This window comes from Pseudonocardia sp. Ae717_Ps2 (assembly GCF_001932475.1).
In the GTDB taxonomy this organism is placed as follows: domain Bacteria; phylum Actinomycetota; class Actinomycetes; order Mycobacteriales; family Pseudonocardiaceae; genus Pseudonocardia.
Map to the genome: position 1 here is coordinate 21760 of NZ_MCIS01000011.1, position 16845 is coordinate 38604.

The following is a 16845-nucleotide window of genomic DNA, read 5'->3' on the forward strand; positions in this document are numbered from 1 at the left end:
CCGGGCGTCACGTCGCATCGGCCTCAACTGCAGAGGCGCCATGGTCGCCGATCCAGCCGGCGACGTCTGCCGCAGCGCCCGGGAGCCCGGATCCCAGCGGGGTCATGCAGAACAGCACCACCGCCACGACGCCGAAGAACAGCGCAGGTGCAGCAGCTCGCGCCTTGACGCAGATGACCGCCCCGATCAGCGAGAACACGATGAGCGCCGCGACGATGTCCATGATTAAGAGCGTGCGCGACCGCCGGTCCGACCAGAACGTCCTCGCCCTGCAGGCGCACCGAACTCCGCCTGAACTTCGGGGCCCTACGGCTGTTCGAGCGTGTCACGCTCACGCCATGACCGAGCTGAACGGACGGCCGGCGACAGCCGCCGAGCTCCAGGCCCTCGCCTTGACGAACTACGGGCACTACACCGCCATGCGGGTCGACGACGGCGCGGTCCGCGGCCTCACCCACCACCTCGAACGCCTGGTCCGCGACTGCCGCACCGTGTTCGGCGTGGACCTCGACCGCGGGATGGTGCACGGCTACATCGCTCAGGCCATCGAGGGCCGATCCGGTTCCTTCAACGTCCGGGTGACGGTCTACGACCCAGCCCTGGAGATGGGGCATCCGGGCGACAGCGCCAACCCGCAGGTTCTCGTGACCACTCGGCCGACTGTGGCACTCCCCGCGCCACCGCTCCGTGCCGGCGTCGCGCCCTACACCCGCGAGTTCCCCGAGGCCAAGCACATCGGCCTGTTCGGCGCGCTCGCGCATCGACGCTCGGCACAACTCCGCGGCTTCGACGACGTCCTGTTTTGCGACGACGCCAAGCAGCTCTCCGAGGGCGCGACGTGGAACGTCGGCTTCTACGACGGGGAGAACGTGATCTGGCCGGACGCAGCGGTCCTACCCGGAATCACGATGACCCTGCTCCAGCAGGTCCACGACGACACGGTGATCCGACCCGTCACCCTCGACGAGGTCGGCACCATGCAGGCGGCATTCGCCACCAACGTCACCGTCGGCGTGCGAGCGCTCGCTGCTATCGAGACGGTCGATTTCCCCACCGAGCACCCGATCATCGAGGTGCTGCGCGACGAGTTCGCCGAAATCCCGCCTGAGCCGGTGGCCCGCACCGTACGGTCGTGACCTCCGGTCCGACCGATCCCCGAAGGTGCCAAGTAGCCATGGCTCGCGTGTCCATCGACGTCTGGAACGGACGCTTGATCCGCGCGCTCCGGGATGCGAAACGCCTCACCCAGCAGGAGTTCGCGGCGAAGATCGGCGTCAGCGAGCGGATGGTCGCCAAGTGGGAGGGCGGCGGCGAGGACACCGTCCCGCGGCCGGTCAACCAGAGCGCGCTCGACACGTTTCTCGACATCTCCACCGAGGCCGAGCAGGACCGGTTTGCCCGCAGCGCACGCCCGGTGGCTGTGGATGTGACCCCCTCCAGCGCCGACGCGGACGCGGCGACCGAGGAGGTCGCCGTCGACCTCGACCGGCTGGTTCGTCACCCACGCGACGGGAAGTTGATGGCGCGCGTCGATGAGGGCGTGTTCATCAGCGGCCCCAGCAACGACGTCCCGCTCTGGCTTCCCGAGTTCTACATCGACGTCTACCCGACGACGAACGCCGACTACGCACGCTTCCTCGCCGCCACCGGCCGTCCGGCTCCTCACGCCTGGGATGCCGCGGCGGCCGCCGGCGACCTCGCCGACCACCCGGTGGTCTTCGTGACCTGGCACGACGCGGCCGCGTACGCGGACTGGGCCGGGAAATCCCTACCCAGCGGCGTCCAGTGGGAGAAGGCTGCCCGCGGCATCCGCGGTGATCTCTATCCGTGGGGAAGCCGGCTCACTCCGGCCAAGTGCAACGTGCGCGAGGGCGGCATCAACGCGACCACCCCAGTGGACCGGTACCAGAGCGGCGTCAGCCCGTACGAGGTCTACGACCTCTGCGGCAACACCTGGGAGTGGTGCTCCGACGAGACCACCGCGGGCCGCTACCAGCTGAAGGGCAGCGCGTTCACCAGCCCTTTCGCGCGATGCACACCGTCGAACTTCAACGACGCCTCAGCCGACATGTACGACGACGACACCGGTTTCCGGTGCGTAGCGCGCCGAGCCGATCAGCTCAGCACGCGATAGACCGCGATCACGTGCAGCAGCCCCTCGGTTCATCTCTGCGCGCAGAAACCGGCGTGTCGACAGCCGTCTCTGCGCGCAGAGACGGCATGATCCGCGACATGGAGCGCAGGAAACCGGGACCTCCGAGCAAAGGTGAGCGCGAGGAAGTCCGCGCACGCGTACCGGTCCAGCTTCGCCGAGCGCTCCAGGCCGAGGCCACGCGCCGCGGCATGACCTTCAACGACTTCGTCGGCGAAGCACTAGCCGAGCTAGTCGGTGTTCCGTACGGGCCACAAGGAGGCCTGCCCCTGACGAAGGCCTCGTAACGAGAACGAGGCGGCCCCCGCCACAGGGGCCGCCTCGGATCCGTTCTCGCGCCGTCTGGACTGCCATCCGGACGGACGCCGCTGCCCCGGCGAACCGGAGCACGTTCCCCACACCCTTGCCAGGAGAAGGGGCGCTTTCGCGTGCCCACGATAACCCCTGCGCGTCCCGACGCGCACGCACGACACCAAACAACTGTTAGCGAGCCGGTCGGCTGGTGCTCGACCTGCTACGCCGGCGGCCAGGCGGTGCTTGCAGCCACCCCTGACGCCGACCTGTGTCCGACCCACGAACGCGCCCCCGCCGCTCCGATAGGACGCCGGCCCACCCGGTCGCGGCCGCCACGCAACGCCCGCCGGCTGGCCTACGGCCGCGGCCGCGCCGCCCGGCGGGTCGCCGCAGGCCAGTTCGCCGTACACCCCGGCTGGCGCCACCGCGTCCCCCGCGGCCGCGTCGTGCTCACCGACCAGCGAGCCGCGCTCACCCGCGCCGCCGAGCTCGTCGACGAAGAGCTCTGGCGGGCCGACCGACGGCGGTCCTGGCTGGCGCTGTGCGCCGCCCTGACGGCCGGGATGGACTGGAGCACCGGTCTGATCACCGGCGTCACCCGCGCCCACCTCGCCGCCCGTGCGGGCGTCAGCGAGCGCACCGTGTCCCGGCTGCTCGCCTGGGCCTACGACGTCGAGCTGCTCGTGTGCGTGGAGACCGGGGCGACAGCCGAGTTCCTCGGCACCGACCGCAACCGCTCCCCCGCCTACGTGTTCACCCTCCCCACCGGTGTCCCACCACCGTCCTCCTGGAGCCCACCTGACCAGCCTGTTGATGAACCTGGCAACCCCCCCGCATCTTGCGTTAGAGACCTAACCCTCGGCGAAACACGAGGGCTTAACAGCCGCCACGACGAACGACCCCGGCCGCCGTCGTGGCCGGCCCGGGACCTGGCCCGTACTCCGTCCGAACGGACCGCCGCGACCCGGACCTTGCTGGAGCGGGTCGGCCTGACCGGCCGGGTGCCGCTGCACCGAGCCCACGGCCTCCTCACGCCGTGGTGGCGCGACAGCGCCTGCATCGCCGCGCTGCTGCACGCGATCGACCACCATCCCGACCGGCCGAGCGAGCCTCGCGGCGACGCCCTGCGCAACGCGCGTGACCCGCTCCGCGTCCTCGGATTCCGTCTCACCCCGTGGCGCGGGCGTCTCGACGAGATCCCGGCCGAGCTCGGCGCGGTAGATCCCGACGAGCGCCGTGAGCGGAACGCACGGTTCGCAGGAGTCGGCGGGACAGCAGTCTGCGGAGCGGCCCCTGCGGGCGGGCACTTCCCGGCGAGCCGGCGCGGGATCGAGGCCGCCCGCGCCCTGTTCGCGAGCCGCATCACCGCGGCGGAGCGTACGGCCGCTTCCGGCGGAAGCACCCCGGCTCGCACCCCGACCCAGAAATACGTACAATACATACAATGACGGTCGGTGCTTCCGGCGGAAGCACCGACCCGGATGATGGACAGCAGTCGTCGACGGCGGGCGGAGCGCACACATGACGGCACGAACCAGGACCACCCGCGGACTGCAGGGCGACGCCCGCAGCCGCATCGGGCGCCGTGGCGCCGCCACCGAGCAGCCGACCGAGGGTGCTTCCGCCGGAAGCACCCCGCCGCAGAGCGGCGGCATCCTCGGCGCCCTCGCTGCCGCCGTGGAAGAGCCGCCCGGCGCGGGGGAGCGGGTCCTCGACGTGCAGCTCGGGGCGCTGGCACCGCACCCGGACAACGTCCGGGACGCGCTCGGCGACGTCACGTCGCTGGCCGCGTCGATCGCCGAGCGTGGAGTCCTGCAGCCCCTCGTCGTCGTGAGCCGGGCCGCGTTCGGCGCCGCCCGCCCCGACGTCGAGCTGGATGCCGGAGCCGAGTGGGTCATCCTCGCCGGTCACCGCCGTCTCGCCGGCGCCCAGCTCGCCGCGGCCCCGACGGTCCCGGTCGTGGTCCGCGACGAGCTCGCCGGCGACGATGACGCCGTCGTGTCAATGCTGGTGGAGAACCTGCAGCGCCAGGACCTGACGCCGATGGAGGAGGCCCGCGCCTTCGGTCGGCTGCGCGGCCGCGGGTTCTCCGAGCGCCGGATCTCCAAGGAGACCGGCGTCAGCGCCGGTCAGGTGCACAAGCGGCTGTCCCTGCTCCGGCTCCCCGAACCGGTCGCCGCCGCCCTCGGCTCCGGAGCGCTCACCGTCGCCGACGCGCTGCGGCTGCTGGAGCTGCCCGACGGCGAGATCGCCGCGGCCTGGTCCGACGCCCAGCGCGACACCTGGCGCGGGGTGCGGGGCGTCGTCGAGTACCGCCTGGCCGTCGCCGAGGCCGACGCCCTCGCCGGGCGGCTGCGCGAGCAGCTGCGCGCCGCCGGGATCGAGCTGATCGACGACCCGGCCGCCGAGTTCGGCCGGGACCACTACCGCCACCAGCTCGGGGCGAACTTCGCCGTTCCCGGCGTCGAGGCCCGCGTGGCCGATGGGGCGCCGCCGCTACCGGACGGCGCCCTTGCCCATGTCGCCCGCCACGGCCAGCGCGCGTTCGTCGGCTACTACACCCGCGACCCGGCCGACGACCACTACGGCACGGTTGGTGGTGCTTCCGGCGGAAGCACCACCAACCCCGGCCCGGCCGGGCCCGGAGCCGGCGGAGGGCTGAGCGACGAGGAGGAGCGGCGGCGACGGGACGCCGCCGCCGAGCGGGAGCGGGCCCGCCTCGCCGCGGACGCCCGCGCCCAGGCCTGCGCCCGGCTCGTCGCCGGGGATCTGGACGCCGAGCTGGCCGGCGACATCCTCGCCGACACGCTGCTCGTCAGCTACACCGTCGAGCCCTACGAGTTCGCGGCCACCGCCGCCGAGTGGTGCGGCGTCGACCTCGCCGCGCTCGAGGAGGGGCTGGAGCCCGAGCTGGCCGACGCGTTCGACGACATCGTCGGGTTCTGGATGGCCCGCGAGGCCGCCCTCGGCGGCATCCGCGCCCGCCGGGCCGCCGTCGCCGTCGCCCTCGCCGAGGCCGAGCACCTCATCGCGCACCCCATGTGGTGGCCGCGTGACGGCCGCGACGGCCGGGATGCCGACTGGCCGGAGCGGGCGCGCCGCCACGTCCGCCGCCTGGCCGCCGTCGCCGGCTACGAGCTCACCGACGACGACCACCGCCGTCTCGCCCCCGCCCCCGCCGCCGACGAGCCCGCCGCGGCGGGCGCTTCCGGCGGAAGCACTCCGGACCCGGAAGGATCCCCGGCATGACCGTGATCGCCGTCGGCAACCAGGGCGGCAGCGCCGGCAAGACCACGTTCGTCGTGAACGCCGCGGCCCGGCTCGCCGAGTTCCTCGGATGCTCCGTGCGCGTCGTCGACCTCGACGCCCAGGCCAACGCCTCGCACTGGCTCGGCCACGCCCTCGACCCCCGCCCAGCCGCGGACCAGCCGCAGGGCCAGCCCACCGTCAGCGACGTCCTGTTCACCGGCGCCGCCCTCGCCGACGCGGCCCGCCCCGTCGTCGACGTCGAACACCTCACCGTCGTCCCGGCCCGCCGGGCCGAGATGGAGGGCGCCGACGTCACCCTGTCCCGGATCCTCGGCGGCGAGCAGAAGCTGCGCATGGCGATCGCCGCCGACCCGGCACCGCCCGCGATCACCCTCATCGACTGCCCAGGCTCCCTGAGCACGGTCACCGTCGCCGCCCTCGTCGCCGCCGACGTCGCCGTCACCGTGTTCGCGCCCATGGAGAAGGAGGCCGGCGCGGTCGCCGCGTTCGAGGACACCGTCGGCCAGGTCGCCCAGGCCTACAACCCGACGCTGCGCCTGGCCGCCGTCGTCCCGTCGATCGTCCCCGGCGGCGGCGGCCGCTACTACAGCGACGTCCTCGACCAGGTCCGTGACGGATGGGGCGACCTGGTCACCCCGCCCGTGCGCCGCTCCGTGCGCGTCCCCGAGGCCTACAGCGCCCAGCTGCCGCTGTCGGTGTACGCGCCCCGCGAGGAGGTCACCGCCGACCTCGCCGCCGTCGTCGACCACCTCCTGGCCGCCGGCGTCGTCACCGGCGGCGCGGGCGCCGCCCGGTGACCGACCCGCGCCCGACGGACCCCGAGCACGCCGCGGGTGCTTCCGCCGGAAGGGCCCGACCCGACGACGACGGCGCAGCAGGGAGCGCCGGGTGGGTGGTGCTGCAGACCAGCGTGCGGCCCTCGGTCCGCCGGCTGGCTCGCTCGGTGTGCAACGGCGTCACCCGCGCGACCGGCGAGCGGTTCACCCTGCGCCAGTTCCTGACCGAGGCCGTCGAACAGCACGCTGCCCGGCTCGCCGAGCGCCACAACGACGGGCGGCCCTGGCCGGACGACCCGCGCGCGCTCCCGCCCGGCCGTAGCATCGGAGAGCCGCCGGACCCCCGGTAGATGTGATTCGAATCACAGCGAGGCAGTGGTCGGCACCTGGTCGTGCTGCGACGTAGCCCGTGTCCGACCGGCCCGGCGGGCCGGTCGGACACGAGCGTAGTCGCTGCACGATCCTCGGCCGCGCCCGCTCCGGGGGGCGATCACGGCCGCGGCGCGTCGGCGGCCGTCGGTACCCTGGGCAGTGCACCTCGCGGGTACGCCGGGTCGCTCGGAGCGGGTCCGTCCCGACGTCGGGCGGCGGGCGCCGGGTCGCGCGTCACGGGTTCGCCCCGACGTCGGCCGGCGACGCCGGGACCTCCGGCTCGACCGCGGATCTCCGGCGGACAACCGGAGAGGTGCAGGAGGAGCGATGGCACGTCATCGCAAGTCCAGCAAGAAACCGGCCATCAGCCCGGCAGTCGCCAGGCTGATGGCGGTGGCGGGATGGGCGTTCCGGATCGCGTGGGTGATCTACGCCCTGTCCCAGCACCTCCCGTAGGAGGTGCACCACCGCCCTAGGGCGGTGGGTGTCGGGACCCCGGCTCCAGTTCCCGCTGGAGTTCGGGGCCCGGCACGTTCCTCAACTTCCCGCTGGCGACGATCCCTGACGACGCCAGTGCGGGAACTTGTTAGCCGTACGCGTTAAGACTACAGAACCCCGCTAGCACGGTTCTCATCGTGAATGTCGTTCACAACGCCATCCCCGGCTCCCGAGACGGTCCAGTCGCGACCTGGATAGCGCCTCCGATGCTTCCGACGGAAGCGCCCACGTCGACCCCCCGGATCTCCCGCTCCGGTGCCCCGCGAACGCCCCGGCAGGCCTCCCGCACCGGAGAAGGCGCTCACGGCCGCGCCGGCCAGGGCCCTCTGCTGGACCCGCCTGCGGCGGGGCTCAGGGCCGCCCAGCCCGAGTTTGAGCACGGCCTCCCTCCCCATCAAGGGTGCTGCGCATCGCCTGCGGCGACGGCCCGAGGGCCGCCCTTGACGGCGAGCCTCCGAGGCCGCGCGCGCCTGACGGCGCGGTGGCGGGGCAGACGCCGCCACCCGGGGGTCGGGCCGACCGGCCCATCCGATCCACCACGACGGAGGTCGTCATGGGCGCCACGAGCAGCACCGCGAGCGCGGTGAGCACGGCCGTACGAGCCGAAGACCTGGTCTGTCCCGGCTGCGGCTCCACCGCGGTACCCGAGCCGCCGATCCAATGGCCGGCCGCGGCCGGGCAGGCGCCGGAGTTCTCCCACCGCGACGGATCGGTCCTGTGCCCGGACGCGCGCGGCCGCATCACCGAGCCGGTCGAGATCGACCCCGCCGCCGGGATCGGCGAGTGGCGCTACGAGCTCACCGAGGCCGGGCAGCGTGCGGTCGCGGCCGGGTGCCGGTCATGAGCCGGGAGAGACCCGCCCTGGAGTGGGACGTGCCGGACCCGACACCACAGGCCGGTGACGTCGACGCCCGGCTGCGCGAGCCCTCGGGGCGCACCACACAGCTGCAGGTCCTCGTCGACCACGACAGCCCCGGCATCAGCCAGTGCCCGCGCTGCGACTGGCGAGCCACCACCACCCGGAGGGACTGCCCGTCACGAGTCATCGCCAAGGCCCTCCTGGACCGCAGCCCGCTCCCGGCGTGGGTCGCCCACCTCTCCGACGAGATCCCCGGCGCCCGCCGGCGCGAGACCGCCCAGACCCGCGACGCCCGCCGCCAGGCCGACGACGAGCTCCCAGGCCTGTTCGACGCACCCGCCCGGATCCCGGAGCAGCGCCGATGAGCGCGGGCAACAGGGTTCTGCGCGTCGCCTGCGGCGACGAGCCCGAGAGCCGCCCCGTGACGGCGAGCACCCTGCAACGGCACTTCGGCACAACCGGAGTGCCCACTACCCGCTGCGAACATCGAGTTCGAGGCCGCGCTCACGGCCGCGCGAGGCCAAGAGAACCTCGGCGGACCGCCTGCGGCGGGGCCTGACGGCCCGGTGGCTTAGCACGCCCGGTCTCCCGGTCAAGGGCGCTCCGCGTCGCTGCGCGACGGCCTGGCGGCCGCCCTTGACCGCGAGCCTCGCCGGGCGTGCCGGGACGCCCTCACGGGCGGCGGGGTACAGCGCCCCGCCACCCGCAAGGGGTACCCGGGCCGACAGGCCCGACGACCGGGGAGGGCCAGCATGAACAGCAGCCAGCACCACAAGCAGCAGGTAGACGACCACGACACCGAAGAGCTCGAGCGCCGGGGCGGCGCCGCCCAGGTGATGGGGTTCTCGGTGCGGGTCGCCGGGCGGGTCCCGACCCGGCTGGACCTGCGCCACGCCGGAACACCGGACCGCCAGCTCGGACTTTCGCTGGGGATGGTGCTGGTGTACCTGCGCACCCACTACACCGCCCGACTGGTCGAACAGGCCTGGGCATCGGCCGCGCCGCAGGCAGCGGCCCTCGTCCCGTTCCTGGCCGGGCGCCGTCGCGGAGTGATGGCCACCGGGCCCTGGTCGGTCGCGGCGATGGTCCAGCTGGGCGGCGCGCCGAAGCTCACCGGCGGGCTGATCCCTACCCGAGCCGGGTCCGAGCTGCCCACCATGCTGCGCCTGCAGGTCGGGCCGATCACCTGGGACCTGTGCGACGCCGCCGCCTACACCACGATGCTCAACGGGTGGCGGGCCGCGGCGAACCTGCTCGCTGTGGACAGCCCGGACCTCGACTAGCCGGATGTGGACAACGCGGCCACGAATCGGCCCGGCCGCTGGGGCGGCCGGGCCGACCGGGTCACGCTCAGGTCATGAACTGGCGAGTGGGAGTCCTGCGAGCAGGCACCGAGAACACCACCTGGACGGCGTCCGGCGCGGCCGACGACTGGAGCACCGTGCGCCGGCGCGCGATCGACGCGGTGCACGAGCTCGCCCTGCGGGAGGGCCGGCGCCAGGAGTACCGGCTGGAGGTCGACGACATCGAGGTGATCGCGTGGCCCGGCCTCGACGACGACCGGCCCGGGGGGCTGGACTTGTCCGGCGTCGACGACGTCCTCCCGCGCGACCGCACCGCAGCGGCGGCGACCTGGTGAATCCGCCACGGCCCGTCGGCGCCCGCCCGCACACTGAGCGTGCCCGCCACACCGTGGGACCCGGGGGAGGACCCAATGAGCACGCACTGGCCAGCGCCCGACGACAACGATGACGGCGGCGGCCGCCACGGCGGGTGGGTGGACCTGGCCGCGACCCTGCCCGGCGCGGGAGTGCTCCATGAGAGCACGCGCCGACGCCGCGCCCAGGGCGCGGGAGCGGACCGGTCGTGGCGGGTCGGCGCGGACGGCGAGGCCGAGGTCGCCGATCTGCTCGCCGAACTCACCCAGGTCAGGGGATGGTCACGACTACGCGGTCGCCGGCCCGGGTGGCGGGTCCTGCACTCCGTCCCGCTCGGCGACGGCCACGGCCGGATCCGCGGCGACATCGACCACGTCCTGATCGGCCCACCCGGCGTGGTCACGATCAACACCAAGCACCACCGCACCGGGCGCCTGCGCCTCGACGGCGACGACCTGACCCTCAACGGCCGCCGCACCGACTACGTACCGAAGGCGCGCCGCGAGGCCTCCCGCGCGGCCGCGCTGCTGCAAGCCGCACTCCCCGCCAGCATCCGGCAGATCTCGGTCCGGCCGTTCGTGGTGGTCGTCGGCGGCCGGCTCACCGCCCGCAGCTACCCGCCCGGGGCGAGCGTGGTGATGACCGAGCGGTTGCTGCACAGCCTGCGCGCGCTGCGCCCCGAGCTCGACCCCGACTGCGTTGACGCGCTGTTCGACGTCGCTCGCCGCTCCACCACCTGGGACACCGCCCCGCCCCGTTGACGCGTGCGTGTCAATCCCACGGTCAGCCACGGGTCATCCCGCCTGGTCGGCCTGCCGGTAGAGACGTTCGGTCGCGGCGTCGAACAGGTGCCCGTACACGCGGTCGCTCTCGCCGCTGGAGATCACCGCGACCACAGCGCGGTCGGCGTCCTGTCCGGCGATCCACGGTCCACCGGACGCGCCCTCGCCCGAGCGGCAGTCGACGCCGACGGCGTCCCCGTCGTCCATCGGGATCGTCGTCGTCTCCCCGGCGCAGCTGACCAGGCGTTCGCCGTCGAACCCGCGCGCGCCCGGATAGCCCAGCACCGTCACCTCGTCACCCGCCCGCTCGTCGAACCGGATGCCCTGCGAGCCGAGGACATCCTGAGCCCGGCGCCCGTCCTGGTCGGGGGCCAGCTGCAGGAACGCCACGTCGGAGACGGGCTGCCCGCCGCGGTCGCCGGCGGCACCGCCGCCGCGCTGCCACGCAGTCGGCACCCACGCCGTCTGGACCGTCCACTGGCCGTACGGGGCCGTCCCGTTCCGGTACCCGGGCAGGAACCGCGCTCCGTTCAGCTGCCAGTCGCTTCCGCGGTAGACGCAGTGGGCCGCGGTGACCGCGAGGCTGCGCGAGGTCGAGGAGATCACGGTGGCGGTGCACGCCTGACCCGAGCTCACCAGCCACCCGACCGTCGAGGTACTCGCCGGCTGCTGCGCCGCCGGCTCGGCCGCCTGCGCGCTCCCGTCGGGTGCCATCACCCCGAGGACGCCGAGCACTGCGAGCACTGCGGCCAGGACGCCCGCCCGCGACACCCACCGCGTGGTCCGCTCGCTGCTCGCTCCGGTCCAGCTCATCCGAGATACCCTCCACCCACGTCGAGACCTCCGACGGCGCCGTTCCGGGCTGAGGTCGTTCAGGACGCATTCCATCAGCTCCGATGTCGGCGCAGGAGCCGTAGAACTACTCGGCCCGCGCCGGATCCGGCCGGGTCCGTGGTGTGTCAGCAAGGGCGGTAGCCGGTCACGAGGTAGCCCTGGCCGAGCTGGCGCTGCCCGGTCAGTACCCCCGGATACGGGCCCGCCGGCGCGGCGGCCGCGGCCGTGCCGGGATCGAGGAGCCTCGGCAGACCCGTCCACGTGAGCGCGCACCCGTTCCCAGCGCCGGACTGGCCGTCCGGGGCGATCCACTCGGTGACCGAACCGCGGTCGGGGCGGGGGTAGCGGGCCAGGTCGCGGACCTGGGTGTGCAGGCGGTGGACGGCGTCCGCGCAGTCCACGCCGCCGTGAGCGGTGGCCAGCTCGGCCGTCGCGGCGGCGGAAAACGCGGAGCAGACCGCCCGCGGGTCGTCCTCGGCGATCGCGCGCAGCAGCGCTTGCACCGCGCGGGCCGGCGTCGCAGGCAGCATCTGCGCCCGGGACAGATCACCGGCGTGCGCGTCGATCTCGGCCCGGTCCCGGGCGGCCAGGTCACGTTCGACGAGCGTCCCTACTCCGCCGCCGACCAGCAGCACCGTGGCCGTCGTCCCGAGGGCCAGCCTCATCCGCCCGGCGCCAGCTGCGCTGGGGGAGGGCTGTGGCGGCATGCTCACCAGCCCGGCGAGCGCGAGCAGGCCCGCGACCACCGCCCAGCCCGACGGGGACAGACCGATGGCGAGCCACACCGCGGCAGCAAGCACTCCGATCCGGACCGCGGCCACCCGGTAGCGGGCCGGGAACAGCGCGGCCATCAAACGACCGGCGAGGCCACCGGCCAGCAGAGCGGCCGGCGCCCACCACGGCGCACCCGCGACCAGCCACACCACCAGCGCACCAGCGGCCAGGAGCCCGGCCACTGCCCAGCGTCGCCGTGACCGCGGCGGATAGGTCTCGCTCACCGCGCAGGCCGCACTCCGGCACCGCTCGGATCCGTCACAGCCGTGGTGACCGCCGTCGCCATCACGACGGCCGCGGCTACCGCGAGCGCAAGGTGTCGAGGTCGCATAGCCGGGAGCATGGGCCACCGCGCCGCCGACGATCACCGATCGCACGGCAACCGGTCACGATCGCGAACACGTACTCGCGGACGCGCACGCGTTGACGTGTCAGTGTCACCGCTCGAGCTCGACCGCCGGGAGCGGTCCGCCGTCGCAGGCAGCAGCATCGGGGGTCAGCAGCACCCGGCAGCAGCGGAGCAGCTCGTCGAGCACCTCGGGGTCCTGCTCGGCCCAGCGGATCTCGAACAGGTCGAGCACCGAGGCCAGGGCGTAGGCCCGCTCGGGTCGCTGCAGGCCTCGGTAGGCGCCCTGGGTGGCCGCGTGACGCAGCCCGAACGCCGCGGCCCGCACGACGTCCTTCAGCTCCCGGACCGATGTCGGTGTACTGAGCGCCGGTGAGTCGGCGGCGTGATGGTCGGTTGCCACGAGTTCGTCCCCCTGGTGTCGAGCCGTCGAGTGGTCGACCGGACCCGCCGGGGGAAGCGTCGGGACCGGGTCCTGCAGCACCGCAGCATGAACGACCCACGGTCCTGGCCGCTACCCACCGGCCGCGGCCCGCCAGAGTGCTTCCGCCGGAAGCACCCCCGGTCGCATCGCGGCTCGCCCGCGTCGCCGTCCGTAGCCGCATAACTATCCAGTCCGTCACTGCATGATCGGACATTTCGGGTGCTTGCTGGCCGGATAACGGACGGGGTCCGTGTTTCCCCTGCTCGTGCTCGCCGCTAACTGCTCTTATGTTCGATTACCGGCCGGTAGGGTGCTTACTGGTGCTTGCTGGAGGCAGCGCTTGTCACGGCTGGTGATCGCCGAGACCGACTGCTCGGAGCAGCCGGTGTGGGTGGGGCCCGCTCACCCCTGACCGGCCATGAACTCGCCGATCGTCGGGCGGCCGTCGACCCTAGCGGTCGCCGTGCCGGCTGCAGTCGCGGCGGCCAAGGTGAGGGTGTGGACCTTCCGGCGGCGGTAGACGTCGATGTAGTCGCCGCTCTCCGAGAGTCGTTGGCTGGCGGTGGTCACCAGGCCAAGCTCCCGTAGTTCGGCGAGGCCTTGGCGGCGGGTGCTCTCGGCCAGGCCGAAACGGTTCACTGCGCGCTCGGGGGAGAACCACACCGGCGTCCCATCCCGGCCTTGCTGTTCGCAGCGCAGCACGAGCAGCATCGCCAGGCCGGGCCCGGAGAGTCGGCTGAGCAGTCCGCTGGTCCAGACCGCGGAGGGCAGCCGGAAGTACCGGTGGCCTGCGAGCTGGTCGTTCGACGCGCCGTGCTGGCGGAGCTGGTTGTGCATCTCGGAGGGGGAGCTGTACGGCGCACCGGTGCCGTGCTCGATCAGCGGGGTGACCGCGGTGGCCCAGCCGCCCCGGTCCCGGGTGGTGACCATGTTCCGGGCCCGCAGGTCCCGCATCGCTGCCTGCACGCGCCGGGCGCCGTTGACTTCCGGGTCGTCGAGCCCGAGCAGGCCGGCCCACGCCCGGCCCGGCCGGACCGTCTCGTACGGAGCTGCGGCGCAGATCCAGAGCAGCGACAGGTACAGCTTGACGCGCAGCTGCCCGCCGCGGCCGCCGCCCCCGGTGCGCCCGGAGCTGAGCAGCTGCGCCAGCGGGGGTCGGACGTCGGGGTTGTCGTTGGCCACGAACCAGTTCCGGACCGGGGCGCCGGCCTCTCGACGCTTGGCCCCGAGGCGCTTGGCGAACTCCTCCCCGGCGTCGGCGGCGGTCCCGCCGACCGCGGGGCCGGTCTCGTCGACCGCCGCCTCCGGTGCCCCTCCGGGGCCGGCTTCGAGAACTCGCGACGCTAGCGCCTCGTCCGTATCCTCGATGGCATCCACGGTTATCCTTTGCACTCTGAGCACTCCATAGTTCAGTGCACTGACCTGCTTCTATCCCATGCGCAAGCGTACGTTCCATCATGAGGCGCAGAGTGCCACACCGAGGCGCTAGCGTATCAGCTCCCGAGGGTTAAGACGGCTTTGCTCGGAACCGGTCGAATCCGGCGGCCGAACGCCCTTGCCCGGTCACGCAGGGCCGTGCAAAGTGATCGTCGGAAGGTTCGTTCGCCTGCGTTCCGCGTCGAGGTTGCACTCCTCGCCGGAGCCGGACTCCCGGGGCCGGAGCAGCTCGGACGACCTTCCAGCCAGGGCCCGCCGCCGGTCTCGTACGCCGGGGCGGGCCCTGTGCCGTCCCGCGGCCGCCCGCGCCCGCGCCGAGGTGCTGTTGGACAGAACTGCGGATGAACCGCTCCTGATCATCGTGCGGCGGCTGAACCGGTGGAGACGAGCGTCCCGCCTGCTGTCGAGACCATGCTCGGGTCAAGGGCCACCGCGACGCCTGCGCGGACCGCGCGCACCGCTGCGGTGACGCACACGGCGACGAGCAGCGGCTGCGCTCGCTGGATCAGGTGCTCCGGTGCGTGGGCGATGACGTGGTCTGCATGCAGTCGAGCGGCCCAGGCCCGTTGGTCGTGCTGCCACCGCGCGTCGGCCTGACCCAGCGTCAGCGGCGCGTACCAGGGGCTCTTCGGTGGTTTCCGGACCCAAGCGCCGACGGCCGTGCTGATCACTACGGCGCCGCCGGGTGGGCGGCGGGGCGGGCATTCGAGGTCGGCGAAGCTCGCCTGCCATTCGAGCTGGAACCCGCCGGGCCCGCCGTCGGCCAGGCCGGTCCTCTCGTCGGGCCACGAGGTGAAGTTCGTCGGATCGATGAGTACCACGGCGGCCACGTCCTCAAGGTGCCGGGCGACGTAGCGGTCGGCGAACCAGCCCGCGATCGAGTGGGAGACCACCACGTACGGGCCGGGGAGCCCGGTGGCGCGCAGGACCTGGTGGAGGTGTTCGGCGACGTCGCTCGGGTCGTCGCGCTGCCGCTCCTCGTGCGGGAGCGGGTCGCTACCGCCGAGCCCGGGGCGGCCGTAGGTCAGCAGCGGGCTGTCCGGCAGCAGCGGTACAACGCCCTCCCACTCGGAGTGCGAGCCGGTCAGCCCCGACAGGAACACAACTGGTGGGCCGGGCCGGTCCGCTCCGGTGAGCCGGACCGCCACGTCCCGGCTCTCCACCGGGACACGCCGCTCGCCAGGCACACTCCGGTCGGTAGCGGCCGGCCGCTCGCTGTCGGTCGAGGACGCCGGGTCGCGTCGCTCAGGGGGCTCGGACATGCCGGTGACCGTACGGCGGGCCACCGACATTCCACGTTCGTCGGCCGTTGACGCCCCCGTGTCAACGGCCGACGAAGTGCCAACGGGTCCCGGGCGGCGCGGGCTGGTCCAGGCCGCGGGCCAGCTCGCCGTCGAGGGCGATCGCGTTCGCCTCGGCGTGGTAGGCGATCCGTTCATCGGACATACCGGCGGCGCGCATCCGGTCCCGCAGGGTCGGGACGGCGCCCGTTGCCGGGTCCTGGTCGGTGGTCACGTCGGCCACGGTATGTACCTCGCTGGTCTGCGCCAGGTCGTGCTGGTCGGCGCGGTCGGGTGGGACGACCTATGCACGTGGGCTGTGCGCGTTCGCGCGTGCCCGTACTGTCCTGTTGGGGCAGGGGCCGTCCTACGGGGCGAGTTCGAGGTCGTCGACGTCGAGGTCGGCGCTCTTGTCGCGGGCGGATCGCCGGGTGTCGAGGTGCCCGCTCATCTCGTGGACCAGCTCCCAGATGTCGCGGGGCTCACGCAGGCACGGCGGGTCGGTGCCGAGCAGCGCGTGCTCCCGCGCTTCGGCGACCCTCCCGCGCGGTCCAGCCCTGCTCGCGCCAGTGTGGTTCGCGCTGGCGGAGGATCTCGTGGTCGGGGAGCGCGCGGGTCATCGTGCGCCGCCGTCGTCGAGAATGCTGCGCAGGCGCCGCGGCGACAGCGTCTTGGGTTGGCCGCCGGAGCACAGGTTGGCCATCGGGTCGAGCATGTCGTCGATCGCGCGGACGAGCCCGGCGATGTAGGCGTCGTCGCGCTCGCCGCCGTCGGGGGCGTGGCGGGAGGCGTGGACGATCGCGTCGAGCGTCTCGGCGGCGGTGGTGCAGCGGGTGAGGTCGATCCAGTCGTGGGCGAGGGTGGCGCCGCTCGGGTCGAGCGTGAGCGCGTCGCCGTTGTTGGTGAGCTGCCAGGGTCCCCAGCGGGTGGCCATCGTGTCCTCCTGTCGTCGGGCGACGCTCGTGGCGTCGCGGCCTGAGCGTCCTCTGCACCCCCGACAAGTTCCGATCGCGCGCGAGGCTCGCCGCCAGCGCAGGCCCCGCCGCCAAGTCGACGGCGCGCGACCGGCCACGCGCCGTAACTGCTTGC

Annotated in this window: 20 protein-coding genes; 12 read left to right on the forward strand and 8 right to left on the reverse strand. The window is 73.4% G+C overall.

The annotated features are described in order from the left end of the window. Positions 1-7: 7 nt before the first annotated feature. Entirely contained in the window at positions 8-223 is a 216-nt protein-coding gene (locus Ae717Ps2_RS32270; protein ID WP_075334764.1) for a hypothetical protein, read from the reverse strand. Positions 224-338: 115 nt separating this feature from the next. On the opposite strand from Ae717Ps2_RS32270, the gene Ae717Ps2_RS32275 reads away from it, so the two are divergent. The 12 genes from Ae717Ps2_RS32275 (at position 339) to Ae717Ps2_RS32325 (ending at position 10640) form a co-directional block, all read left to right on the forward strand. Continuing rightward, positions 339-1136, forward strand: coding sequence for an aminotransferase class IV family protein (locus tag Ae717Ps2_RS32275; protein WP_075334765.1), 798 nt, complete (start codon positions 339-341; stop codon positions 1134-1136). 47 nt (positions 1137-1183) lie between these two features. Beyond that, positions 1184-2134, forward strand: coding sequence for an SUMF1/EgtB/PvdO family nonheme iron enzyme (locus Ae717Ps2_RS32280; protein ID WP_075334766.1), 951 nt, complete (start codon positions 1184-1186; stop codon positions 2132-2134). 551 nt (positions 2135-2685) lie between these two features. Further along, positions 2686-3894, forward strand: coding sequence for a hypothetical protein (locus Ae717Ps2_RS32285; protein ID WP_143510837.1), 1209 nt, complete (start codon positions 2686-2688; stop codon positions 3892-3894). Positions 3895-3967: 73 nt separating this feature from the next. Beyond that, on the forward strand, positions 3968-5695 hold the full coding sequence (locus Ae717Ps2_RS32290; protein WP_075334768.1) for a ParB/RepB/Spo0J family partition protein: 1728 nt from the start codon (positions 3968-3970) through the stop codon (positions 5693-5695). After that, entirely contained in the window at positions 5692-6513 is an 822-nt protein-coding gene (locus Ae717Ps2_RS32295) for a ParA family protein (RefSeq protein ID WP_075334769.1), read from the forward strand. The genes Ae717Ps2_RS32290 and Ae717Ps2_RS32295 overlap by 4 nt, the downstream gene beginning before the upstream one ends. Continuing rightward, positions 6510-6842: a hypothetical protein gene (locus tag Ae717Ps2_RS32300; RefSeq protein WP_075334770.1), complete on the forward strand. Its 333-nt coding sequence runs from the start codon at positions 6510-6512 to the stop codon at positions 6840-6842. The genes Ae717Ps2_RS32295 and Ae717Ps2_RS32300 overlap by 4 nt, the downstream gene beginning before the upstream one ends. A 349-nt stretch (positions 6843-7191) precedes the next feature. Beyond that, complete coding sequence (locus Ae717Ps2_RS39960) at positions 7192-7320, forward strand: hypothetical protein (protein WP_255407986.1); 129 nt, start codon at positions 7192-7194, stop codon at positions 7318-7320. 595 nt (positions 7321-7915) lie between these two features. Next, positions 7916-8206, forward strand: coding sequence for a hypothetical protein (locus Ae717Ps2_RS32305; protein WP_075334771.1), 291 nt, complete (start codon positions 7916-7918; stop codon positions 8204-8206). Beyond that, on the forward strand, positions 8203-8586 hold the full coding sequence (locus tag Ae717Ps2_RS32310) for a hypothetical protein (protein ID WP_143510839.1): 384 nt from the start codon (positions 8203-8205) through the stop codon (positions 8584-8586). Before Ae717Ps2_RS32305 ends, Ae717Ps2_RS32310 begins: the two co-directional genes overlap by 4 nt. 387 nt (positions 8587-8973) lie before the next feature. Beyond that, positions 8974-9504 (forward strand): hypothetical protein, encoded by a 531-nt coding sequence (locus tag Ae717Ps2_RS32315; RefSeq protein ID WP_075334773.1) that lies wholly within the window; start codon positions 8974-8976, stop codon positions 9502-9504. Between the two features lie 74 nt (positions 9505-9578). Then, entirely contained in the window at positions 9579-9860 is a 282-nt protein-coding gene (locus Ae717Ps2_RS32320; protein WP_143510841.1) for a hypothetical protein, read from the forward strand. Positions 9861-9935: 75 nt separating this feature from the next. Continuing rightward, the gene (locus Ae717Ps2_RS32325; protein WP_075334775.1) at positions 9936-10640 is read left to right on the forward strand and encodes a nuclease-related domain-containing protein; all 705 of its coding nucleotides are present in this window, start codon (positions 9936-9938) and stop codon (positions 10638-10640) included. 33 nt (positions 10641-10673) lie between these two features. Here Ae717Ps2_RS32325 and Ae717Ps2_RS32330 read toward each other — a convergent pair whose 3' ends face one another. The 7 genes from Ae717Ps2_RS32330 to Ae717Ps2_RS37680 all read right to left on the reverse strand — a co-directional run bounded on the left by Ae717Ps2_RS32330 (position 10674) and on the right by Ae717Ps2_RS37680 (position 16690). Next, the gene (locus Ae717Ps2_RS32330; RefSeq protein ID WP_075334776.1) at positions 10674-11474 is read right to left on the reverse strand and encodes a serine protease; all 801 of its coding nucleotides are present in this window, start codon (positions 11472-11474) and stop codon (positions 10674-10676) included. A gap of 146 nt (positions 11475-11620) precedes the next feature. Further along, entirely contained in the window at positions 11621-12493 is an 873-nt protein-coding gene (locus Ae717Ps2_RS32335; RefSeq protein ID WP_143510843.1) for a hypothetical protein, read from the reverse strand. Positions 12494-12706: 213 nt separating this feature from the next. Further along, entirely contained in the window at positions 12707-13018 is a 312-nt protein-coding gene (locus tag Ae717Ps2_RS32340; protein WP_075334751.1) for a hypothetical protein, read from the reverse strand. A 423-nt stretch (positions 13019-13441) separates the two neighbouring features. Next, positions 13442-14416: a hypothetical protein gene (locus tag Ae717Ps2_RS32345; protein ID WP_075334779.1), complete on the reverse strand. Its 975-nt coding sequence runs from the start codon at positions 14414-14416 to the stop codon at positions 13442-13444. Positions 14417-14832: 416 nt separating this feature from the next. Beyond that, positions 14833-15738 (reverse strand): alpha/beta fold hydrolase, encoded by a 906-nt coding sequence (locus tag Ae717Ps2_RS32350; protein ID WP_158071612.1) that lies wholly within the window; start codon positions 15736-15738, stop codon positions 14833-14835. Between the two features lie 61 nt (positions 15739-15799). After that, positions 15800-15991: a hypothetical protein gene (locus Ae717Ps2_RS37675; RefSeq protein ID WP_158071609.1), complete on the reverse strand. Its 192-nt coding sequence runs from the start codon at positions 15989-15991 to the stop codon at positions 15800-15802. Between the two features lie 381 nt (positions 15992-16372). Then, entirely contained in the window at positions 16373-16690 is a 318-nt protein-coding gene (locus tag Ae717Ps2_RS37680) for a hypothetical protein (protein ID WP_075334781.1), read from the reverse strand. Positions 16691-16845: the final 155 nt, after the last annotated feature.